The sequence below is a fragment of the Candidatus Phytoplasma fraxini genome, from assembly GCF_038024965.1.
GTDB lineage: Bacteria > Bacillota_I > Bacilli_A > Acholeplasmatales > Acholeplasmataceae > Phytoplasma > Phytoplasma fraxini.
On record NZ_CP146843.1, the window covers coordinates 34,895 to 54,728 of the forward strand.

The 19,834-nt window shown below is 25.0% G+C and carries 34 protein-coding genes; all 34 read left to right on the forward strand.

What is annotated here, in order from left to right:
- Nucleotides 1-215: 215 nt before the first annotated feature.
- The 34 genes from rpsJ to AADV48_RS00305 all read left to right on the forward strand — a co-directional run bounded on the left by rpsJ (nt 216) and on the right by AADV48_RS00305 (nt 19,834).
- The gene (gene rpsJ / locus AADV48_RS00140) at nt 216-569 is read left to right on the forward strand and encodes a 30S ribosomal protein S10 (RefSeq protein WP_423064655.1); all 354 of its coding nucleotides are present in this window, start codon (nt 216-218) and stop codon (nt 567-569) included.
- A 219-nt stretch (nt 570-788) separates the two neighbouring features.
- Complete coding sequence (gene rplC, locus AADV48_RS00145; protein ID WP_341266596.1) at nt 789-1,442, forward strand: 50S ribosomal protein L3; 654 nt, start codon at nt 789-791, stop codon at nt 1,440-1,442.
- On the forward strand, nt 1,442-2,083 hold the full coding sequence (gene rplD / locus AADV48_RS00150) for a 50S ribosomal protein L4 (protein ID WP_341266597.1): 642 nt from the start codon (nt 1,442-1,444) through the stop codon (nt 2,081-2,083). Before rplC ends, rplD begins: the two co-directional genes overlap by 1 nt.
- Nucleotides 2,083-2,379, forward strand: a complete 297-nt coding sequence (gene rplW, locus AADV48_RS00155) for a 50S ribosomal protein L23 (RefSeq protein ID WP_341266598.1) — start codon at nt 2,083-2,085, stop codon at nt 2,377-2,379. Before rplD ends, rplW begins: the two co-directional genes overlap by 1 nt.
- A gap of 44 nt (nt 2,380-2,423) precedes the next feature.
- Entirely contained in the window at nt 2,424-3,254 is an 831-nt protein-coding gene (rplB, locus tag AADV48_RS00160; RefSeq protein WP_341266599.1) for a 50S ribosomal protein L2, read from the forward strand.
- Between the two features lie 18 nt (nt 3,255-3,272).
- Complete coding sequence (gene rpsS / locus AADV48_RS00165) at nt 3,273-3,554, forward strand: 30S ribosomal protein S19 (protein WP_341266600.1); 282 nt, start codon at nt 3,273-3,275, stop codon at nt 3,552-3,554.
- Nucleotides 3,555-3,572: 18 nt separating this feature from the next.
- Nucleotides 3,573-3,947 (forward strand): 50S ribosomal protein L22, encoded by a 375-nt coding sequence (gene rplV / locus AADV48_RS00170; protein ID WP_341266601.1) that lies wholly within the window; start codon nt 3,573-3,575, stop codon nt 3,945-3,947.
- Nucleotides 3,931-4,692, forward strand: coding sequence for a 30S ribosomal protein S3 (gene rpsC, locus AADV48_RS00175; RefSeq protein ID WP_341266602.1), 762 nt, complete (start codon nt 3,931-3,933; stop codon nt 4,690-4,692). The genes rplV and rpsC overlap by 17 nt, the downstream gene beginning before the upstream one ends.
- 27 nt (nt 4,693-4,719) lie before the next feature.
- A complete protein-coding gene (gene rplP, locus AADV48_RS00180) occupies nt 4,720-5,139 on the forward strand; it encodes a 50S ribosomal protein L16 (RefSeq protein WP_341266603.1) in 420 nt (139 codons plus the stop codon).
- Nucleotides 5,139-5,450, forward strand: coding sequence for a 50S ribosomal protein L29 (gene rpmC, locus AADV48_RS00185; RefSeq protein ID WP_341266604.1), 312 nt, complete (start codon nt 5,139-5,141; stop codon nt 5,448-5,450). Before rplP ends, rpmC begins: the two co-directional genes overlap by 1 nt.
- 115 nt (nt 5,451-5,565) lie before the next feature.
- Complete coding sequence (rpsQ, locus tag AADV48_RS00190) at nt 5,566-5,832, forward strand: 30S ribosomal protein S17 (protein WP_341266605.1); 267 nt, start codon at nt 5,566-5,568, stop codon at nt 5,830-5,832.
- Nucleotide 5,833: 1 nt separating this feature from the next.
- Nucleotides 5,834-6,214 carry a 50S ribosomal protein L14 gene (rplN, locus tag AADV48_RS00195; RefSeq protein ID WP_341266606.1) on the forward strand — a complete coding sequence of 127 codons (381 nt, stop codon included), beginning with the start codon at nt 5,834-5,836 and terminating at the stop codon, nt 6,212-6,214.
- An 8-nt stretch (nt 6,215-6,222) separates the two neighbouring features.
- Nucleotides 6,223-6,567, forward strand: a complete 345-nt coding sequence (rplX, locus tag AADV48_RS00200) for a 50S ribosomal protein L24 (protein WP_341266607.1) — start codon at nt 6,223-6,225, stop codon at nt 6,565-6,567.
- A 19-nt stretch (nt 6,568-6,586) separates the two neighbouring features.
- Entirely contained in the window at nt 6,587-7,129 is a 543-nt protein-coding gene (gene rplE / locus AADV48_RS00205) for a 50S ribosomal protein L5 (protein ID WP_341266608.1), read from the forward strand.
- A gap of 45 nt (nt 7,130-7,174) precedes the next feature.
- Complete coding sequence (gene rpsN, locus AADV48_RS00210) at nt 7,175-7,444, forward strand: 30S ribosomal protein S14 (protein ID WP_341266609.1); 270 nt, start codon at nt 7,175-7,177, stop codon at nt 7,442-7,444.
- Between the two features lie 14 nt (nt 7,445-7,458).
- Complete coding sequence (gene rpsH / locus AADV48_RS00215) at nt 7,459-7,833, forward strand: 30S ribosomal protein S8 (RefSeq protein WP_341266610.1); 375 nt, start codon at nt 7,459-7,461, stop codon at nt 7,831-7,833.
- 549 nt (nt 7,834-8,382) lie between these two features.
- Complete coding sequence (gene rplF / locus AADV48_RS00220) at nt 8,383-8,925, forward strand: 50S ribosomal protein L6 (RefSeq protein ID WP_341266611.1); 543 nt, start codon at nt 8,383-8,385, stop codon at nt 8,923-8,925.
- 21 nt (nt 8,926-8,946) lie between these two features.
- Nucleotides 8,947-9,300: a 50S ribosomal protein L18 gene (gene rplR / locus AADV48_RS00225; RefSeq protein ID WP_341266612.1), complete on the forward strand. Its 354-nt coding sequence runs from the start codon at nt 8,947-8,949 to the stop codon at nt 9,298-9,300.
- Nucleotides 9,300-9,836: a 30S ribosomal protein S5 gene (gene rpsE / locus AADV48_RS00230; RefSeq protein WP_423064662.1), complete on the forward strand. Its 537-nt coding sequence runs from the start codon at nt 9,300-9,302 to the stop codon at nt 9,834-9,836. Before rplR ends, rpsE begins: the two co-directional genes overlap by 1 nt.
- Nucleotides 9,833-10,030, forward strand: coding sequence for a 50S ribosomal protein L30 (gene rpmD, locus AADV48_RS00235; RefSeq protein WP_341266613.1), 198 nt, complete (start codon nt 9,833-9,835; stop codon nt 10,028-10,030). Before rpsE ends, rpmD begins: the two co-directional genes overlap by 4 nt.
- 3 nt (nt 10,031-10,033) lie before the next feature.
- Nucleotides 10,034-10,471 (forward strand): 50S ribosomal protein L15, encoded by a 438-nt coding sequence (rplO, locus tag AADV48_RS00240; RefSeq protein WP_341266614.1) that lies wholly within the window; start codon nt 10,034-10,036, stop codon nt 10,469-10,471.
- 11 nt (nt 10,472-10,482) lie between these two features.
- Nucleotides 10,483-11,733, forward strand: a complete 1,251-nt coding sequence (secY, locus tag AADV48_RS00245; protein ID WP_341266615.1) for a preprotein translocase subunit SecY — start codon at nt 10,483-10,485, stop codon at nt 11,731-11,733.
- Between the two features lie 48 nt (nt 11,734-11,781).
- Nucleotides 11,782-12,555: a type I methionyl aminopeptidase gene (gene map / locus AADV48_RS00250; protein ID WP_341266616.1), complete on the forward strand. Its 774-nt coding sequence runs from the start codon at nt 11,782-11,784 to the stop codon at nt 12,553-12,555.
- 22 nt (nt 12,556-12,577) lie between these two features.
- Complete coding sequence (locus AADV48_RS00255; RefSeq protein WP_341266617.1) at nt 12,578-12,790, forward strand: translation initiation factor IF-1; 213 nt, start codon at nt 12,578-12,580, stop codon at nt 12,788-12,790.
- Nucleotides 12,787-12,903: a 50S ribosomal protein L36 gene (rpmJ, locus tag AADV48_RS00260; protein WP_121463671.1), complete on the forward strand. Its 117-nt coding sequence runs from the start codon at nt 12,787-12,789 to the stop codon at nt 12,901-12,903. The genes AADV48_RS00255 and rpmJ overlap by 4 nt, the downstream gene beginning before the upstream one ends.
- 21 nt (nt 12,904-12,924) lie before the next feature.
- Nucleotides 12,925-13,320, forward strand: coding sequence for a 30S ribosomal protein S13 (gene rpsM, locus AADV48_RS00265; protein ID WP_341266618.1), 396 nt, complete (start codon nt 12,925-12,927; stop codon nt 13,318-13,320).
- 2 nt (nt 13,321-13,322) lie between these two features.
- Complete coding sequence (gene rpsK / locus AADV48_RS00270; protein ID WP_341266619.1) at nt 13,323-13,736, forward strand: 30S ribosomal protein S11; 414 nt, start codon at nt 13,323-13,325, stop codon at nt 13,734-13,736.
- A 34-nt stretch (nt 13,737-13,770) separates the two neighbouring features.
- Nucleotides 13,771-14,721 carry a DNA-directed RNA polymerase subunit alpha gene (locus AADV48_RS00275; protein WP_341266620.1) on the forward strand — a complete coding sequence of 317 codons (951 nt, stop codon included), beginning with the start codon at nt 13,771-13,773 and terminating at the stop codon, nt 14,719-14,721.
- Nucleotides 14,722-14,807: 86 nt separating this feature from the next.
- Entirely contained in the window at nt 14,808-15,164 is a 357-nt protein-coding gene (gene rplQ, locus AADV48_RS00280) for a 50S ribosomal protein L17 (protein WP_341266621.1), read from the forward strand.
- A gap of 52 nt (nt 15,165-15,216) precedes the next feature.
- Nucleotides 15,217-16,038 carry an ATP-binding cassette domain-containing protein gene (locus tag AADV48_RS00285; RefSeq protein ID WP_341266622.1) on the forward strand — a complete coding sequence of 274 codons (822 nt, stop codon included), beginning with the start codon at nt 15,217-15,219 and terminating at the stop codon, nt 16,036-16,038.
- Nucleotides 16,014-16,883 carry an ATP-binding cassette domain-containing protein gene (locus tag AADV48_RS00290; protein WP_341266623.1) on the forward strand — a complete coding sequence of 290 codons (870 nt, stop codon included), beginning with the start codon at nt 16,014-16,016 and terminating at the stop codon, nt 16,881-16,883. Before AADV48_RS00285 ends, AADV48_RS00290 begins: the two co-directional genes overlap by 25 nt.
- On the forward strand, nt 16,870-17,904 hold the full coding sequence (locus AADV48_RS00295) for an energy-coupling factor transporter transmembrane component T (RefSeq protein WP_341266624.1): 1,035 nt from the start codon (nt 16,870-16,872) through the stop codon (nt 17,902-17,904). Before AADV48_RS00290 ends, AADV48_RS00295 begins: the two co-directional genes overlap by 14 nt.
- A 350-nt stretch (nt 17,905-18,254) precedes the next feature.
- Nucleotides 18,255-18,875: a dTMP kinase gene (gene tmk, locus AADV48_RS00300; RefSeq protein WP_341266625.1), complete on the forward strand. Its 621-nt coding sequence runs from the start codon at nt 18,255-18,257 to the stop codon at nt 18,873-18,875.
- A 2-nt stretch (nt 18,876-18,877) separates the two neighbouring features.
- On the forward strand, nt 18,878-19,834 hold the full coding sequence (locus AADV48_RS00305; RefSeq protein ID WP_341266626.1) for a hypothetical protein: 957 nt from the start codon (nt 18,878-18,880) through the stop codon (nt 19,832-19,834).

Below are 19,834 nucleotides of genomic sequence, written 5' to 3' on the forward strand. Positions count from 1 at the left end.
GATGATTGTCTTTTTTAATAAATAATTACCTTTTTATAAAGGTATATATGAATTTTATATTTTATAATATTGAATTTTTCTGAATTTTTAGCATTGAATATTAAAAAATATAAAATTGTTTTTTATTTTATTAAAAAAAACTTCTTATTTTAAAAATATTTTTTTATTTTAACACAAAATTATAAAATTATTTTTAATATTGTGAATATATTTTTATGAAGGGTGTATTAATTACAGTGTCTCAGAACAAGGAAGTTATAAAAATTATTTTAAAAACTTATGATCATTTTTTAATTGATCAAGCAGCAAAAAAAATTATTAATAGTATTACTAAAATAGGGGCAAAAATTAAAGGTCCGATACCTTTGCCAACAAAAAGAGAAATTTTTACTGTAATTCGTTCTCCGTTTGTTAATAAGGATAGTAGAGAACAATTTGGACGTTTTACACATAAACGTTTAATTCAAATTATTGATCCTGGTTCACAAATAATAGACGCTTTAATGTATATCAATTTACCTTCTGCTGTTAATATTTTTTTAAAGAAAAAAAATAAAATAAAAATTTAAAAAATACTAATAGTTATATTAATAAAATAAAATATTGTTAAAAATATTAAGACAATAAGTATGTTTAAATATCTGTTAAAGTAGATATTGTATCTGTGGAGGTGTGCATGAGTAAACCTGTGAAGCAGAAACTGCACCGAAACTAAAATATTTTAGTATTAGGAATTTCCTTCTTTTAGGGGAGGATGTCAATTTGTCTATTTAAAGAAAGAGGATAAGATGGCTAAAGGAATTTTAGGAAAAAAATTAGGCATGACTCAAATTTTAACTGAAAAAGGTTTTTTTATTCCTATTACTGTGGTTGATATTTCTGGTAATGTTGTTTTACAACAAAAAACTATTGAAAAAGATGGTTATCAAGCTACTCAATTAGGATTTGATTCTAAAAAAGAAAAATTAACAAACAAACCTTTAAAAGGTCATTTTAATAAATCCAACACTGAACCTAAGTATTTTGTTAGAGAAATTTCTTTTGCATCTCATGAAAATAATGAATTGAAAGATTTGCAAGAAGGAACTGTTTTAGATAATAATTTTTTTGTTTCTAAAGAAATAATAGATGTTATAGGAATCAGTAAAGGAAAAGGTTTTTCGGGTTCTATTCAAAGACATAATCAAAGTCGTGGTCCTGAGAGTCATGGTTCTAGATATCATAGAAGACCTGGTTCTATGGGACCTATTAAAGGTAATATTACAGGTAAAAAATTACCAGGGCAGTTGGGTAATGAACAAGTTACTATACAAAATTTAACACTTTATGATGTTGATATAGAAAAAGGGTTGTTTTTAATTCATGGAAGCATTCCTGGAAATAAAAAAAGTTTTGTAGTTATAAAATCTGCTGTTAAAAAAAATGATAAGGAAGTTGCATAATGCCTAAGTGTAATGTTTTCAATCAACAAGGCGAATTTATATCAGAAATAGTTTTATCTGAGAATATTTTTGGCATTAAACCTAATCAACAAGTTTTATATGATGTTGTAAATCAACAAAGAGGAGCTATGCGCCAAGGGACTCATTGCACTAAAAATAGAGCTAATGTTTCAGGTGGTGGTAGAAAACCTTGGGCCCAAAAAGGAACAGGTAATGCTCGTCATGGTTCTATTCGTTCTCCTTTATGGAGAGGTGGTGGAGTTGCTTTCGGACCTAAACCAAGAAAATATTCTTTTAAGATTAATGCTAAAATTAGAAAATTAGCTATGAATTCTGCTTTGACTTTGCAAAAAGAAAAAGATAGTTTAATTGTAATCGACCATTTCGAAATGGATAATTATAAAACAAAAAATTTTCAAAATTTGTTAAATAAAATGAAAATAGGAAAAAATAAAGTTTTAATAATAGTAGACGAACTACAAGTGGATGATTTTAATAATAATTTAATTCGTTGCACTAATAATTTACCACAAGTAACTTTAGAAACTGTTTCACATGTTAGTGTTTATCAAATTTTAAGTGCAAAATTTATTCTTATGACTAAGAAATCTATTGATATTTTAGAAGAGGTCTTTAAATAATGTTGCAATATTATGATATAATTCAAGCTCCTATTACTACTGAAGTTACTAATAAAAAAATGGAAAGTCATAATGAATATACTTTTAAGGTTAAAAAAGATTCTAATAAGATAGAAATAAAAAAATATATAGAACGTATTTTTAAAGTAAAAGTTGTTTCTGTGAATATTATTAATGTATTACCTAAATTCAAAAAAAAAGGTAAATTTCAAGGGTACACTTCTGCTTATAAAAAAGCAATTGTTAAAATAGTGCCGGGTCAAAGAATCAAAATTTTTACTGAAGATAATAAATAAAATATATTATAACTTTTGTCAAATTCAAGAAAGGTTTATTATTTATGGCTATTAAAACATATAAGCCTACATCTAATGGACGTCGTAATATGAGATTACAAGACTTTATAGAACTTACGACGTCTAAGCCTGAAAAAAGCCTATTAGTTGCTCAAAAGAGTACAGGAGGTAGGAATAACCAAGGGAAGATAACAGTAAGACATCGTGGTGGCGGAGTTAAACAAAAATACCGTCTTATAGATTTCAAGCGTAATAAATATGATATCCCTGGGGTATTATCTACTATAGAATACGATCCTAATCGTAATTGCAATATTTCTTTAGTTAAATATATAGATGGCGAAAAAAGATATATTTTGACTCCTAAAGATATTAAAGTAGGAGATAAAATATATTCAGGAGAAAAATCTGATATTAGAGTTGGTAATTCTTTGCCTTTAAAGAATATTCCTGAGGGTTTTTTAGTTCATAATGTCGAATTAAAACCTGGTAAAGGTGGTCAATTAGCTCGTAGCGCGGGTACTTCAGCACAAATTGTTAAAAAAGAAAGTAAATATGTTGTTTTAAATTTATCTTCTGGACAAATAAGAAAAGTTTTAGCTGAATGTAAAGCGACAATAGGTATTATAGGAAATGAATTTCATAAATTAATTCGTAATGGTAAAGCGGGAAGAACTCGTTATTTATCTATAAGACCTACAGTTAGAGGTTCAGCTATGAATCCTAACGATCATCCTCATGGTGGTGGTGAAGGACGTGCTCCTATCGGTCGTAAAGCTCCTATGACTCCTTGGGGTAAAAAAGCTCTAGGTGTTAAAACACGTAAAAAAAATAAAAGTTCTAATAGTTTAATTTTAAAAAGTCGTAAAAAATAGAATGGAAATATAATAAATATGGCTCGTTCAATTAAAAAAGGTCCTTTTTGCGATAAATCATTATTGATGAAAGTAATGAAACAAAATAAGGATAAAGTAAAAAAAATTATTCAAACGCATTCACGCAGAAGTATAATTTTACCTGATTTTATCGGTCATAAAATTGCTGTTTATAACGGAAATAAGTATATAGTCACTTCTATTATAGAAGATATGGTTGGTCATAAATTAGGAGAATTTTCACCTACTCGTGTTTTCCGTGGTCATTCTAAAGGCGATAAAAAAAATCCAAAAAAATAATTTAAAGAAGGTATTTAAATGAAAGTTAAAGCTGTTGCAAAACAAGTACCTGTAACACCTAGAAAAACACGTTTAGTTGTCGATTTAATTCGTGGCAAAAAAATTAAAGAAGCTGAATCTATTTTAATGTTTACTCCTAGATCTGCCTCTCCAATTTTGGCTAAATTGTTAAAAAGTGCTGTTGCTAATTCTGTTCATAATTTTAATTTTAATATAGATGATTTATATGTAGAGGAAATATTTGTTAATGAAGGTATTCGTTTACCTCGTTTGTTTCCAAGAGCAAAAGGTAAAACAGATAAAAGAAAAAAGAGAACAAGCCATATAACAATATTTGTTTCTAATTATAAAAAAGAAACTCAGGAGATGAAAACAAATGGGTCAAAAAAGTAATCCTAATGGTTTAAGATTAGGAATAATTAGAACTTGGGAATCTAAATGGTATGGCGAACATAAACAAGTTCCTGCTTTAATTGTTGAAGATTTTCGAATAAGAAATTTAATTAAAAATCATTATCCTAAAGTAACTATTTCACAAATAGAAATAAAGCGTTTGAAAAAATCTAATGATGAATTTGTTGAAATTGAATTATATACTTGCAAAATAGGTCTTGTTCAAGGTCAAGAAAATAAGAATAAAATTAATTTGATTCAGAAAATAGAAAAATTAATCAATAAAAAAGTTCAAATTAATGTTTTTGAAGTGAAAGCAGTTAATAAAATCGCTGTTTTAGTAGCCCAAAACATTGCTATGCAATTGCAACAAAGAGCTTTTTATAAAGCTGTTCAAAAAAATGCTATGCAAAAAGCTTTAAGAAGCGGCGTTAAAGGTATTAAAATCATTATTACAGGTCGTTTAGGAGGCGCTGAAAAAGCTAGACAAGAATCTGTTGCAATGGGCGTTGTCCCTTTGAATACTTTAAGAGCTGATATCGATTATGCTTTTGAAGAAGCTCATACAACTTATGGTGTTTTAGGCGTTAAAGTGATTATTAATCATGGAGAAGTTTTACCTAATAAGACTATCGCAGATACTAGACAAATATTTGCTGCTCAACCTAATCCATATGAAAATAGAAAAAATTTTAATAAAAGAAAATTTACTGAAAAGAAAGATTTTCAAAAAAATACGTCTTAATATAATAAAAAAGGGGACATAATAATTATGTTAATGCCAAAAAAGACTAAATATCGTCGCCCTCATCGTATAAGTTACGAAGGCAAATCTAAAGGTAAAAACAAAATAATCAATGGTAATTATGGTTTAATAGCTAAAAAAGGAGCTTGGATTACTAGTCAACAAATAGAATCTGCTCGTATCGCAATGACACGTCATATGAAAAGAGAAGGAAAAGTTTGGATTAATATTTTCCCGTTCTTATCTTTAACTAGAAAACCTTTAGAGGTGCGAATGGGTTCTGGTAAAGGTAGTCCTGAACTTTGGGTTGCAGTTGTCAAAAGAGGCAAAGTTCTTTTTGAAGTTAGTGACGTTAATAATTTAGATAAGATAGAAATAGAAGCTTTGAGATTGGCTTCTCACAAATTACCTATTACTACTAAAATAGTTAAAAGAGGCCAAGAATAATGACAATCGAACAAATTCGTAAATTATCTAAAGAAGAAATGGATAAAAAAATTTTTTCTTTAAAAGAAGAATTATTTAATGCAAGAATGGAATTAAATTTAGTTAAATTGAAAGATACGTCTCGTATTCGTAAAATAAAAAAAATTATAAAACAAATCAAAACAATTATACGTGAAAAAGAAATTGCTAAAATTAATAATGTAGATGAAAATACAAAAGTAAAAAATCAATCAGTTTCTACTTTAGATCATGAAAATTCTGTAGCAAAAGAAGATTCTATACAAAAAAAAGATAATTCTTTAGATAAATAAAACAATTTTTCTTAAATTATTAATTTGTAAAAATATCAAAGAAATATTTGAATGAGTTTATAATTTTTTGACATTGGAGTTTTATAAAATATTTTTATAAAAGAGGTTAAAAAGTATGCGTGAGAACAATAGAAAAACTCTTAGAGGTGTTGTTGTTTCTGATAAAATGCAAAAAACAATTGTTGTTGCAGTAGATTATTATAATAAAGATCGTTTATATGGTAAAAGAATCAAACAAACAAGCAAATTTTATATTCATGATGAAAATGAAGCAGCTAAATTAGGTGATTTTGTTTCTTTTGAAGAAAGCAGACCTAAATCTAAAACTAAAAAATTTCGTTTATTGAATATTATTTTAAGTAAAAACAAGGTAAATAAATAATATGATTCAAAGAAATACTCGTTTAAAAGTAGCTGATAATAGCGGAGCTAAAGAAGTTTTGGTTATTAATATTCCTGGTTCAAGTAAAAAACGTTATGCTCAGATAGGCGATGTTGTTGTAGTTTCTATTAAAAAAATTATTCCTTCTGGTTTAGTTAAAGCAGGGGAAGTGACTAAAGCTTTGATTTTAAGAACTAAACAAGGTTTATCTGGTAAAGATGGTTCTTATATTAAATTTGATGATAACGCTGTAGTTATTATTAAAGATGATATGACTTTAAAAGGAACAAGGATTTTTGGTCCTGTAGTTAAAAATCAAAAATTAAAAGATAGTAAATTTTCTAAATTTATTTCTTTAGCTGAAAAAGTTTTTGTAATATGAGGAAAAAGATGTATATTAAAGTTGGAGATATAGTAACTATTCTTTCAGGTAAAGATCGTTTTATAATAGATGAGCACGGTAATAAAACTGTTAAAACTGGTAAAGTAATAAAAATTTTTTTTAAAGAACAAAAAGTTTTAGTTGAAGGTATAAATATAGCTATTAAACACAAAACTTCCTCTAAAGACGGTGAAAAAGGTAATATAGTTCGAGAAGAGATGCCGATTCACATTTCTAATATATCTTTAATAGATCCTGAGAAAAAAGTTCCAACTCGTGTAGGTTATCGTTATGAATCAGGCCGTAAAGTTCGTTATTCAAAAAAAACAGGCACTTTAATAGATGTTTCATAATGAAGAAGGTAGAAAGTAAATGAAAAAAGAAAATATTGAAAATACCACAAAAAATTCATTTTTTGCTTTAAAAGAAATTTTTAATTTTAAATCAGTAATGCAAGTTCCTAAAATAGATAAAATAGTTATTAATATGGGTATTGGTACAGCTGTTGCTAATGAGAAAATTTTAGATGATTTTCGAGAACAATTAACTTTAATTAGCGGACAAAAACCTGTAGTTGTTAAAGCTAAAAAATCAATTTCTAATTTTAAATTAAGAGAAGGAATGCCTATCGGATTAAAAGTTACTTTAAGAGGGCATAAAAAAGAATTTTTTTTACATAAATTAATTAAAATAGTTTTGCCTAGAACAAGAGATTTTAGAGGAATTAGTCCTAAATCTTTCGATGGTAGAGGTAATTATTCGTTAGGAATAAAAGAACAAATTGTTTTTCCTGAAATTGATTTAGATAGAGTTCAAAAGGTTTATGGAATGGACATTTGTATTGTAACTACAGCTAAAAATGATGTAGATGCTAAAAAATTGTTATCATTTTATGGTATGCCTTTCAGAAAATAAAATATTTTACTCAATAAAAATAAAAAAAGATTAAGGAGATGTTTTGTGGCGAAAAAATCTAAAATTGTGAAAAATCAAAAACAAAGAGAAATTTTTTTAAAATATAGAGAAAAACGTCTTGAATTAAAAAAGAACAAAGATTATAAAGGTTTATCTCTTCTTCCAGTACAATCTTCGCCAGTGCGTTTAAAAAATATAGATCAAATTGATGGTCGACCAAGAGGATATATTAGAAAATTCGGAATCTCCCGAATTAAATTTCGTGAATTAGCAAATAAAGGTGAATTACCTGGTGTTAAGAAAGTTAGTTGGTAAAGGATCAAAAGAATATGATTACAAATCCTATTGCTGATTTATTAACAAGAATACGTAATGCTAATATTATGTATCATAATACAGTTACAGTTCCTGTTTCTAAATTAAAAATAAAAATGTTAGAAGTTATTAAACAAGAAGGCTTTATAAGAAATTTTTATTTAGATAATTCTAAAAGAAATATCATTATTAATTTAAAATATAATGGCAAAAATCAAAGAACCATTGTAGGTTTAAGAAGAGTATCTAATCAAGTTTCTGTTAAAAATATACCTAGAGTTTTAAATGGTTTAGGAATAGCTTTGATTTCAACTTCAAAAGGTATTTTAACAGATTATGAGGCTTTATCTCAAAATGTAGGTGGAGAAGTTTTAGCTTATATTTGGTAATTCTAAAAAATATTTTATAAACTTTTTTAGGAAAAGGATATAAGATATTCTATTTTATTAACAGATAAATATAACGCTAATTAAAGCGTGAAGCATTAAAATAATAAAAATATGAAATTCTTTAGATAATCTACAATAGTAAATAAAAAAATTAATTTACTATTGTTGATTTTAGTTTAAATGTAATTTAAATTTAATATTCATAAGATGGTTCTTTTTATAAAAGTATATATTTTAGTCTATACTATCTAACAATATTCTAAATGTCAATATATTTATAAATATAATCAGAAATATCAAGTGATTATTATTCCAAACATTTTAATAAGAAAACATATTTAAAAATAGCTAAATTAACAAAATAAAATATTGTTAAAAATATTAGGGCAGAGTATGTCCAAATGTTGTTTAAAGCAGATAATCTATCGTATCTGCGAAGGTTTATGTTAGTGAACTTGTGCTACAAACCTCATCAAAACTAAAATTTATTTTAGTGGTTGGGACCCCCTAAATTTTATGAAGGGGAAGGTGTTAAATAAGGAGTTTTAAATGTCACGAATAGGTAAAAAAGCCATTTTAATTCCTGAAGGAATAAAAGTTGAACTTAAAGAAAATAATTTAATACATGTTATGTCTTCGGCGCATCATCTAAAATATCAAATAAATCCGTTGTTACAAATTGATATTAAAGATAATTTAATTCATATTTCAAATTCTCATGATCAAGTTTTTATGAAAAAAATTCATGGTACTACAAGAGCCATATTATTTAATATGATTCAAGGTTTGATCAAATTATTTGTTAAAAAAATTGAAATTGTTGGTTTAGATTACCATGTTAAAAAAGAAGGTTTAAATTTAATTTTTAATTTAGGTTTCTCTCATGCTATCACTGTACCTATTTATGATAATGTAGAAGTGGAAATTATCAAAAATAAAGAAATTATTTTAAAAGGTATAGATAAACAAATTGTAGGTGAAATGAGCGGTAAAATATTGAAATTACGAAAACCGGAACCTTACAATGGAAAAGGAATCCATTTATTCGGTGCTTATGTTCATCGTAAAGCAGGAAAAAGTACTAAAAAATAAGAAAGGATATCTATTTTAAAAATGATAAATAAAGAATCATCTAAAAATTTACGTAAAAAACGCCATTTACGTTTAAGAAAAAAAATAATAGGTACTTCTGAAAGACCTCGTTTGAATGTTTTTTATTCTAATAAATATTTTTATGCTCAAATAATTGATGATCAAAAAAGAATTACTTTATGTAGTGCTCATAGTAAAGAAAATAAAACTAGTATAGTTAATATAAAAGTAGCGATAGAAATTGGTAGAATCATCGCCAAAAAAGCTCTTAAACAAGGAATTAAAAAAGTTGTTTTTGATCGTGACGGACGTTTATATCATGGACGCATCAAAGCTTTAGCAAATGTTGCAAGAGAGGAAGGATTAATATTTTGATAAATGAAAACAATCCAAGATATAAATTTAATCCTAAAAAAATTAATAGCGTTTTTAAAGAAAAAGTTATTTTAATTAACAGAATTACTAAAGTAGTTAAAGGCGGACGCCGTTTAAGATTTTCTGCTTTAGTTGTTGTTGGTGATAAACAAGGTCAAGTTGGTTTCGCGAGTGCAAAAGCTCAAGAAATTTTAGATGCTATTAGAAAAGCTTTAGAAAAAGCTAAAAAAAACTTAATTAAAGTGTCTTTATCAGGTACTACTATTCCACACGAAATTATAGGTAAGTTTGGCGCTTCTAAAACTTTATTAAAACCTGCTGTTAAAGGAACAGGCATTATTGCTGGTGGAGCAGCTAGGATTGTTTTTGAATTAGTAGGTATTCGTGATATATTAGCTAAGTCTTTAGGTTCAAGAACTTCTATAAATATCTTAAGAGCTATCATGGATGGTTTACAAAAGTTAAGAACTATAAAAGATATTGAAAAAATCAGAAATATTAATTTGATTTCAAGATTCAAAGGTAAAAACACATGAAAAAGTTAGAAATTACTTTAAAAAAAAGTTTAATTGGAAGAACCCCTAATCAAATTAAAAATGCGAATGTTTTAGGTTTAAAAAAAATTAATCAAAAAGTTATAAAAGATGATGTGCAAATTATTAGAGGTATTCTTAAAAAAATTAACCATTTGGTTTTGATTAAAGAAATTGTCAGTAAAGAGAGCGATTAAAAAATGTTATTGCATTCATTAAAACCAATTAAAGGGGCTCGAAAAACAACTAAACGTTTAGGACGCGGCCCTGGTAGTGGTAATGGTAAAACTTCTGGTAAAGGTCATAAAGGTCAGTTAGCTCGTACTGGCGGTGGAACTAGATTAGGTTTCGAAGGGGGCCAAACACCTTTTTTTCAAAGAATACCAAAAAGAGGTTTTCATAATTTTAATCAAATTAAATATTGTGTAGTTAATTTAAAAGATTTAGAAATTTTAGAAGATGGTACTATTGTAACAAAAGATCTTTTAACTAAAAAGAAAATAATTAAAAATAATAAATCACTTGTTAAAATTTTAGCTAATGGTGATTTAACTAAAAAATTAATTATCAAAGGTTGTCAATGTTCTCAAAAAGCAAAAGATGTTATCAATAAAAATGGTGGTAATATAGAAGTATAAGGTAATTTTATATGATAAAATTAATTAGTTTGTTGTCAAACAAAAAGAAAATAATTAAAAAAATTTTATTTACTTTAGTGATTATTTTTATTTATTTTATTGGTACCCAAATTTTTATTCCTTTTCATGAAAAGTTAGAATATAATATTTATAATAAGCTTAATTTCAACAACAAAAATAACTTTTTTTCTTTGTTTGACAATAGTAATAGTTTAACTCTTTTGTCTTTAAGTGTTTTTCCTTATGTTACTGCTTCTATAATAGTTCAATTAGGTCAAAAGATTTTACCTTTTTTAATAGAATGGCAAGAACAAGGAGAAAAAGGGAAGTATAAAATTAATATAGTTACTAGAATTTTAACTATTTTGATTGCTCTAGGTCAAAGTTGGACTATTATCAAACGTTGTTTGGTGTATGATCCAAACTACATTTTTATTGATCTCTTTTTTTTAGTAGTAGGTGTTTTTATTTGTATTTGGTTTGCAGATTTAATAACATCTAAAGGCTTAGGTAATGGTATTTCTATCTTAATAGCTATAGGTATATCAGATAAATTATATAAAACTTTTTCATATTTGTTTGATTTCCAGGAACATAAAGATGTATTAGTGATACATTTATTAATTATATTTTCTTTTTTATGTTTATTGATATTAACGATTATCTTAAGTTTAGCTTATTTAAAAATTCCTATTCATTACGCTGTAGATAAAAAAAATGATAAAATAGATAATTATATACCTTTTAAATTAAATACATCTGGTATTTTACCTATTATTTTGGCTGATACTTTTTTACATATACCTTCTTATATACAGCTGTTATTTAACGATAATGCTGGTATTAATAATTTTGCAAATGCTTTTTATAAATCAAATTCTGAATTAGGTGTATATTTTTTTCTTTATTTATTATTGATTTTATTATTTTCTTTTTTTGCATCCTTTATGGCTATTAATCCAAAAGATGTTGCAGAACATTTGTCTAAACAAAATGCTTATTTAAAAGATGTTAAACCAGGAGCACCTACTGTTAAAAAAATAACTCATGAAATATTTAAATTAACTTGTATCGGGAGTTTATTTTTAACTTTATTAGCTGCTTGTCCACAAATAATTAATTATTTTGTTGGTCATGATATATCTAAGAATATTGAGTTTGGTGGAACTAGTTTTTTGATTATTGTTGGTGTTGCTATAGAATCTATACAAAATCTTAAGACCAATGATGATGTTAAAAAACAATATAATACATTTTTTTGATTTTTAAAAAAATTACTTATTATACAAATTAGAAGTTGTTAATTTATTATGGCATTAATTAAAACTTTAAACGAAATTACTATTATGAGAGAAGCAGGTAAAATTTTATCTTGTATAAGAGAAGAAATTACACATTTTTTCAAAATAGGAATTTCTACTTTTGAATTAGATATTATTGCTTCAGATATAATTAAAAAACATGGAGTTGTTTCTGCTTTCAAAGGTTATCAAGGATTTGGTGGTCATATTTGTATTTCTGTTAATGAAGGTGTAGTTCATGGATTGCCTTCAAAAAAGAAAATTCTTAAATTCGGTGATATCTTTACTTTAGATATAGGTATTAAACATAAGGGTTATTTTGTAGATTCTGCTTGGACTTATGTTTTAGGTCAAGTTCCTTCTAAAGTGCAAAAGTTATTAGATCAAACTCAAGAATCTTTATTCGCAGGTATAGAACAAGTTAAACCTGGTAATAAAATTTCGGATATTTCACTAGCTATTAGTAAAATTGGAACTTCAAATAATTATGGTATAGTAGAAATTTTTTCAGGTCATGGTATAGGAAAAAAACTTCACGAAAAACCTTATATTTTTAATTTTGATTTTGTACCTGAAGATTATGTGTTAAAACCAGGTATGACCTTTTGTATAGAACCTATATTTACTTTGGGAAGTGAAAAAGTTAAAATATTAAAAGATGGTTGGACTGCTATTACTTTGGATTCTAGTCTAAGTGCTCATTTTGAACATACAGTTTTAGTAACTGATACAGGATATGAAATTTTAACAAAAATTAACAAAAGAATGAAGGAGAATTATTAAGATTATTAAAGAGAATATTAAGATGACTAATGATAAAGTTTCCGATGCTATAGTTGTCGAAGCATTGCCTAATGCAAAATTTACATTAAGATTACCTGACGGAAGAAAGATTATTGGTTATATTTCTGGAAAAATTAGAATGAGTAAAATAAATATATTAGAAGGTGATACAGTACAAGTTGATCATAAAGGACGTATTGTTTATCGTTTTATTAAGAAGGAGTATCATAAATGAAAGTAAAAGCTTCTGTTAAAAAACGTAGTGATGATGATATTGTTGTGCGTCGCAAAAAAAGGGTTTATGTTATAAATAAAAAAAAACGTCGCCATAATCAAAGACAGGGTTAAAAGAAAGTGAAAATTGTTTAAATGAAAAAGATTTCAAAAAAAATTCCTCCAAATAGACAAGTAGATATTTACTTAAAACAAACTATTTATGGTATTGGTATATCAACTGCTACAAAAATATTAAAACAATTAAATATCGATCCTAAATCTAAATTTGGTGATTTAAGCGAAAATCAATTATCTAGTATTCGAAACGAATGTAATAAATTAAATATAGAAGGTAATTTAAGAAGAGAAATTGCTTTAAATATTAAAAGATTAAAAGAAATAGGATGCGATAGAGGAATTCATCATCGTAGAGGTTTACCTGTTAGAGGTCAAAAAACTAGAAACAATGCTAAAACTGCTAAAAAAAGTCGAAAAAAAGTTTCTACAGGAACTACAAAATTTAGTAAAGGAACAGGAAAAGTATCTTAATTATGTCTCAAAAAAACGTTTCAAATAGTAAACAAAAAAAAAAAATTAAAGTAAAAAAAAATAAAATAAATGTTCCTATAGGAATAGCTCATATTCAAGCTACATTTAATAACACTATTATAACTATTACAGATTTAAATGGTAATGCTGTTGCTCGTTGTAGTGGCGGTTTAGTCGGTTATAAGAATAGTAAAAAATCTACTTCATATGTTGCTCAGCAAGTAGCTAAAAAAGTTTCTTTTTTAGCAAAAGAAAAAGGAATGAAACAAATTGAAGTTTATGTAAAAGGTCCTGGAACAGGTCGCGAAACTTCTATTCGTTCTTTGCAAGAATCTGGTTTAGAAATTACTGCTATTAAAGATGTTACTCCTATTCCACATAACGGTTGTAGACCTCCTAAACGTCCTCGTGGATAATACAAATTTATGAAAGAGAATATAATTGTTTATAATGAAAAAATTAAAATTTATAAAACCTAATATGATGGTTCAACAAGAAGAATCAGATTTATCTTTCGGCAAATTTATTATCCAACCTTTGGAAAAAGGATTAGGCCTTACAATAGGTAATTCTTTGAGAAGGATTTTGTTATCTTCTTTACCAGGGGTCGCTATTGTTAATGTTAAAATTGAAGGTGTTGACCACGAGTTTAGTGTTATACCAGGCGTTTATGAAGACGTTATATCGATTATTTTAAATTTAAAAAAAGTTATTATTAGTACAACTTCACAAGAAGAAGATTTTGAAACAAAAATTTATATTGATGTTGTTGGAGAACAAGTAGTAACAGCAGGTGATTTCCGTTTCAATGAATATATTGATATTTGCAATAAAGAACATGTCATTGCGCATTTATCTTCTGATATCCCTTTTAAGTTAGAAGCAACTGTTAAAAAAGGTATTGGTTATGTATCTTCTGAAAATAACGAAGTTTATAATAAAAATCAATTTGGAGTTATTGCAATCGATTCTTTATACACTCCAGTTTTAAAAGTTTCTTATTATGTAGAAGAAAAAATAAGCAATAAAGAAGAATTAGTTATGGAAATAGAAACAAACAAATCTATTTTACCTAAAGAAGCTTTGTCGATAGCATCTAAAATTTTCATTGATCATTTAAATGTTTTAGTGGATTTATGCGACCAAACTAAAGAAAAAGAATTCATATACGAACCGAAGATAGATAATTTTAATCATGCTTTGAATTTAAAAATCGATCAATTAGACATATCAGTTAGATTATTTAATAGTTTACACAAATCAGGAATTAATACAGTTCAAGATTTAGTAAATAAAAATGAAAAAGATATTTTGCAATTTAATAGTTTAGGAAAAAAATCTTTCGAAGAATTAAAACAAAAAATGAAAGAATTAAATCTTAAATTTAAAGATAATAATTAATTTAAATAAAAATTAAATATTAAAAATGAAATTAAAATATATATAATAAAAATTATTTTAATAGTTAAAAAAAGGTGTAAAAATATATGGCTTATAGCAAATTAAGATGTGATACATCTCATAGAAAATCTTTGTTAAAAAATTTAGTTGCTAGTTTAATTATGCACGAACGCCTTGTTACTACCGAATCTAAAGCCAAAGAAATTAAAAAAGTAATTGATAAAGTAATTACTTTAAGTAAAAAAAATACTTTAGATTCTAAAAGATTAGTTTCAACTTTGTTATTTAACAAAAAGATTGATTCAGACAAAACTGTTTTAAAAAAATTATTTCAAGAAATAACACCTAAATATCAAGATAGAAATAGCGGTTATACTAAAGTTGTTAAAAGTGTATATCGTAGAGGCGATGCTGCTTCGATGGCTATTATTCTTTTTGTTTAACTTGTAGAAAATTATGTTTGTAAATTAAAGAAAATTAAAAGGTCTATTTAAAATGATAATTGTTAAAAATTTAAGTTTTAATTATAAAGATAAACAAATTTTTAATGACTTGAATTTTGAAATTTCTATGGGCAAATGGGTTTCTGTTATCGGCGATAATGGTTCCGGGAAAACTACATTAGTTAAAATTTTAATTGGTTTATTAAGACAAAATCAAGGTCAAATTTTTATTAATGGTAAAGAATTAACAGAAAATAATTTGTTTGAATTACGTACTTCGATGGGTATTGTTTTTCAAAACCCTGATTATCAATTTGTGGGTTACGATGTCGAGAACGATATTGCTTTTGGTTTAGAAAATAGATTATTATCGCGAGAAGAAATGAAACAAAAAATTAATAAATACTCTCGTATGTTTAATATTCAACATTTATTAAGTTCTAAACCTAATGAATTATCTGGAGGACAAAAACAAAAAGTAGCAATAGCTTCTGTTTTAGCTATGAATCCAGAAATTATTATTTTTGATGAACCTACATCTTTTTTAGATCCTCAAAGTTCTCAAGAAATATTCAATATTATTCAAACGATTCATAAACAAAAAGATAAAATTTTGATTACAATAACTCATGATTTATCTTTTGCTTTAAAGAGCGATGAAATTATGATCTTGGATGAAGGTAATTTAATAAAAAAAGAGGCAAGTTCAAATTTATTAAAAGATATGTCGTTTATAAATAAACATTTTGAACATTTACCTTTAGGACTTAAACTTTATTATGAATTGGAAAAAATAAAAGATTTATCAGGTATAAATCTCAAAAAAACTAGAGAATTACAGGATTTTTTATGGCAATACAATTTAAAGATGTAACTTTTTATTATAATAAAAAAAAAAAATTAGCTTTAAAAAATATTAATTTAAATATAAATGAAAAAGATGATTTTATAGCTATAATTGGCCGAATAGGTTCTGGAAAATCCACTTTAGTTCAATTGATGAACAGTTTATTAATTCCTTCTGAAGGTTATTTGAATATTTTTGGACATAAAATAGATAAAAAAGCCTCTCCACAAAATTTAACTTCTTTAAAGCAAAAAATAGGTTTAGTTTTTCAATTTCCTGAATATCAGCTGTTTGAGAATACTGTTTTGCAAGATGTTATGTTCGGACCTAAAAATTTTAATATAAATAATGCCGAAGTAAAACAAAAAGCTATTCAAGCTTTAAAACAAGTAAACATACATGAAAATTTATTCAATCAATCTCCTTTTAAATTGTCTGAAGGTCAACAAAGAAAAGTTGCGATTGCTGGTGTTTTAGCTATTGATCCATCTATTTTGATTTTAGATGAACCCACTAGAGGTTTAGATGTTAATAGTCAAAAAGAAATCATGACTATATTAACAAATAAAAATAAAAAAGAACGTAATACTATTATTTTTATTACTCATGATATGTATTTAGTTTCTGAATATGCTAATAAAATTATTTTGTTAGATCAAGGGCAAATTGTGTTTTTCGGTTTAAAAGAAATTTTTTTTATGAAATATAAATTATCAGAATTTGGATTATCTGAACCACAAAATTTAAAGATTTTAAAATCTTTAAATAGAGAATTAGACGTTCCTTTTGAACCTAAGTTTTCATATGAAGAATTAGTTAAATATTTGACAAAAATTTGTAAAGGTTATGAAAAAACAAATGGAGATGATTAATAAAAAAGATGTTGAAATCATAGCCAATATAAAAGATAAATCTTTTATATACAGAATACATCCCTCTGTCAAAATTATTTTGTTTCTTTTTATTTTTAAAATCATTTTTAGTTTTAATTTTGATTTTGGTGTCGAATTTAAATTCACATTACAAAAACAAATATTTTATTTTCTTTATTTTCTTTTTTTTATTTTTATTTTTTTATTTTTATCAAATGTTGTTCCGAATTTTGGTCGTAAATGTATAAGACAAATTTGGAATTTTCGTTTTTTTTTATTTTTTCATTTATGGCTTAATATGAAGTCATTTAACAACACAGGTCCAAATAATGATTTATCTTTTTATATGTTTAATATGGATACAACATTATTTATAATTATTTTTGTTTTTTTATATTTTATATCGTTTTTTTTTATCCAAAACAAATATAAAAAATTTTATGTATTTATTATGTTTCTTTTGATGTTTTGTGTACCTTCTATTTTAGTTGTTTTGTTTCCTGATAAATCAAATGATTTCGCACACTTTTATGTTGAGAAAAAAGTTTTTTTTAATATTTTTTTGATTTTTTTTCGTATTTGTATTTTTTTTATGTTGAATTTATTAATTATTCAAACAACTTCTTTTATTGAAATTAATGATGGATTAGAAATTATTTTAAAACCTTTAAAAATTCTTAAATTTCCTATTGAAGTTTTTTCTCTTATGATGTCTTTGATTTTTATGTCTATTCCTTTTTTGATAGAAGAAAGTCAAAAAATTTTAAAAGCTCAATTATCTAGAGGTCTTAATTTTTATACGAAAAACATTATAAAAAAAGTTTATTATTTGATTTCTTTGTTAATTCCTATTTTTATTTTGGTTTTTAAAAAATCTTTTACTTTAGCTAATGCTATGGAAACTAGAGGTTATGTTTTAGGTAATAAACGAACAAAATTGAATATTTATAAAATAACACGAATTGATTATTTGGTTTTTATTTCTGTTTTATCGTTTTTTTTATTAAGTTTTCATATTTAATATATAAAGAGGTTTTTATTTGGAAACTTTCAATTATAAATTAATTTTGACTATAGATGATACTAAGGATTATAATTATCAAAAAAGATTTGGCTCTTTGTACTAGTAATACGGAGTTGATTTATGAAGTTTTTGTTAAAGAAAATCCAAATCAGTTTATTTTGTCATGAAAAAGGTTTTTTAAAACAAATGATTCTATTTTTAGCAAGTTTTTTAATTTTGTTCAATCAAACCCAAAAACTTTAATAGATGTTAAAACAATGTTTAATGTTAAAAAAATAAGAAATTATTTTTTAGAGCGCCTGATAATAGTCTTTGTTTAAAAAAAATTTTATTAAAAAGGAAAATATATGATATTTATTTCTTTTGAAGGATGTGAAGGAACAGGCAAAACCACCTTATCTACGTTTTTATGGAAAAAAATGCGTCAAAAATATGAAGTTCTTTTAACTAAAGAACCAGGAAGTGATCATTTGACTTTTAATACTGAAATAAGACAGCTTTTGTTTCGATTTTATAATAAAATTGATTTTTATACAGAATCCTTATTATATGCTGCTGATAGAACAGAACATTTAAAAAAAACAATTATTCCTGCTTTGAAAAAAGATCGAATTGTTATTTGCGATCGTTATTTAGATTCCTCTATTGCTTATCAAGGATATGCTAGAAAATTAGGTGCAGATTTAATTAAAAAAATTAATTTTTTAGCTATGCAGTATTTACCTCATATAACTTTTTATTTAGATATGGATCCTATTATTGGTATACAAAGGTTAAATATTAAAAGAAAAGAAAAAATGGAATATTTTGATTTAGAACAAAATAATTTTCATAACGAAGTAAGAAAAGGCTATTTAGCACTTTGTAAAGAATATCCTAATAGAATTTATAAAATCAATGCTACCCTGCCTTTAGATAAAATAAAATCAATAATCGAAAAAAAAATTGAAGAATTATTACAAAAATAACAATGATTAAGATAAATGAATTAATAGAAAAATTTAAAATCATTATTCAAAAGAAAAAATTAATGCATCTTTATTTGATAGAAGGTTCGAATCCAAAAGAACAAAAAGCATTAATGTTTGATTTAGTATATGAATTTTTAAAAAATAAAAATTCATCTGAATCTTTGAAAACACTTATAAGAACATTTTCTTATCCTAATTTTTATTATTTAGAATTCCGTGATAAGAAAATAGCTAAAGAACAAATTTTAGAAATGCAATCTTATTTCAATCAAACTTCTTTAATACAAGAAAAAAAAGTTTATGTTATTGATGGTTTAGAAAATATATCTCATAATCATTCCAATAGTTTATTACATTTTTTAGAAAATCCTATAAATGAAAATATTTTAGGTATTTTGTTAACTAAAGACCGTAATTTGTTACTTCCAACTATTTTATCTCGTGCTCAAATTTTTTCTTTGAAAGATGAATCTTATCAGGATTTATCTTTAATTAAAGATATTGAACAATTAAATGAATTAGATAAAATTTTAATTTCTTTATTAAAAAAGAATAGAAAAATAGAAATAAATGATTATTTTTATGATTTGAAAAATTTTTTTGTATTTTTTTTAAAAACTTTACCAGAAAAAGAAAGATTTTCTAAATTATTTTTTCATGTTCGTTTTTTAATAAAACAACAAGATTTTATAGATGATTTTATATTACTTATGATCAATTTCTTTTTAGATTTATATTATCGCAAAAATGATCTTTTTTTTATTTTTCCTTGTGTTTTATCAGACAAACCTTTTTATAATACATTATCTTTGTCGTTGATTATTGAAATTTGTCATTGTTTTTTGGAAATAGAAAGAAAAAAAAATATTTTAGATGTTCGTTCGTGTTTTGTTTTGTTATTAATAGAAATAGATATCAAAATAAAATCTTTTTTAGAAATATTTGGTTCTAAATAA

Coding starts and splice junctions, on each gene's coding strand:
- rpsJ (WP_423064655.1), top strand. CDS start 216: ATGAAGGGTGTATTAATTACAGTGTCTCAGAACAAGGAAGTTATAAAA.
- rplC (WP_341266596.1), top strand. CDS start 789: ATGGCTAAAGGAATTTTAGGAAAAAAATTAGGCATGACTCAAATTTTA.
- rplD (WP_341266597.1), top strand. CDS start 1,442: ATGCCTAAGTGTAATGTTTTCAATCAACAAGGCGAATTTATATCAGAA.
- rplW (WP_341266598.1), top strand. CDS start 2,083: ATGTTGCAATATTATGATATAATTCAAGCTCCTATTACTACTGAAGTT.
- rplB (WP_341266599.1), top strand. CDS start 2,424: ATGGCTATTAAAACATATAAGCCTACATCTAATGGACGTCGTAATATG.
- rpsS (WP_341266600.1), top strand. CDS start 3,273: ATGGCTCGTTCAATTAAAAAAGGTCCTTTTTGCGATAAATCATTATTG.
- rplV (WP_341266601.1), top strand. CDS start 3,573: ATGAAAGTTAAAGCTGTTGCAAAACAAGTACCTGTAACACCTAGAAAA.
- rpsC (WP_341266602.1), top strand. CDS start 3,931: ATGGGTCAAAAAAGTAATCCTAATGGTTTAAGATTAGGAATAATTAGA.
- rplP (WP_341266603.1), top strand. CDS start 4,720: ATGTTAATGCCAAAAAAGACTAAATATCGTCGCCCTCATCGTATAAGT.
- rpmC (WP_341266604.1), top strand. CDS start 5,139: ATGACAATCGAACAAATTCGTAAATTATCTAAAGAAGAAATGGATAAA.
- rpsQ (WP_341266605.1), top strand. CDS start 5,566: ATGCGTGAGAACAATAGAAAAACTCTTAGAGGTGTTGTTGTTTCTGAT.
- rplN (WP_341266606.1), top strand. CDS start 5,834: ATGATTCAAAGAAATACTCGTTTAAAAGTAGCTGATAATAGCGGAGCT.
- rplX (WP_341266607.1), top strand. CDS start 6,223: ATGTATATTAAAGTTGGAGATATAGTAACTATTCTTTCAGGTAAAGAT.
- rplE (WP_341266608.1), top strand. CDS start 6,587: ATGAAAAAAGAAAATATTGAAAATACCACAAAAAATTCATTTTTTGCT.
- rpsH (WP_341266610.1), top strand. CDS start 7,459: ATGATTACAAATCCTATTGCTGATTTATTAACAAGAATACGTAATGCT.
- rplF (WP_341266611.1), top strand. CDS start 8,383: ATGTCACGAATAGGTAAAAAAGCCATTTTAATTCCTGAAGGAATAAAA.
- rplR (WP_341266612.1), top strand. CDS start 8,947: ATGATAAATAAAGAATCATCTAAAAATTTACGTAAAAAACGCCATTTA.
- rpmD (WP_341266613.1), top strand. CDS start 9,833: ATGAAAAAGTTAGAAATTACTTTAAAAAAAAGTTTAATTGGAAGAACC.
- rplO (WP_341266614.1), top strand. CDS start 10,034: ATGTTATTGCATTCATTAAAACCAATTAAAGGGGCTCGAAAAACAACT.
- secY (WP_341266615.1), top strand. CDS start 10,483: ATGATAAAATTAATTAGTTTGTTGTCAAACAAAAAGAAAATAATTAAA.
- map (WP_341266616.1), top strand. CDS start 11,782: ATGGCATTAATTAAAACTTTAAACGAAATTACTATTATGAGAGAAGCA.
- AADV48_RS00255 (WP_341266617.1), top strand. CDS start 12,578: ATGACTAATGATAAAGTTTCCGATGCTATAGTTGTCGAAGCATTGCCT.
- rpmJ (WP_121463671.1), top strand. CDS start 12,787: ATGAAAGTAAAAGCTTCTGTTAAAAAACGTAGTGATGATGATATTGTT.
- rpsM (WP_341266618.1), top strand. CDS start 12,925: ATGAAAAAGATTTCAAAAAAAATTCCTCCAAATAGACAAGTAGATATT.
- rpsK (WP_341266619.1), top strand. CDS start 13,323: ATGTCTCAAAAAAACGTTTCAAATAGTAAACAAAAAAAAAAAATTAAA.
- AADV48_RS00275 (WP_341266620.1), top strand. CDS start 13,771: ATGAAAAAATTAAAATTTATAAAACCTAATATGATGGTTCAACAAGAA.
- rplQ (WP_341266621.1), top strand. CDS start 14,808: ATGGCTTATAGCAAATTAAGATGTGATACATCTCATAGAAAATCTTTG.
- AADV48_RS00285 (WP_341266622.1), top strand. CDS start 15,217: ATGATAATTGTTAAAAATTTAAGTTTTAATTATAAAGATAAACAAATT.
- AADV48_RS00290 (WP_341266623.1), top strand. CDS start 16,014: ATGGCAATACAATTTAAAGATGTAACTTTTTATTATAATAAAAAAAAA.
- AADV48_RS00295 (WP_341266624.1), top strand. CDS start 16,870: ATGGAGATGATTAATAAAAAAGATGTTGAAATCATAGCCAATATAAAA.
- tmk (WP_341266625.1), top strand. CDS start 18,255: ATGATATTTATTTCTTTTGAAGGATGTGAAGGAACAGGCAAAACCACC.
- AADV48_RS00305 (WP_341266626.1), top strand. CDS start 18,878: ATGATTAAGATAAATGAATTAATAGAAAAATTTAAAATCATTATTCAA.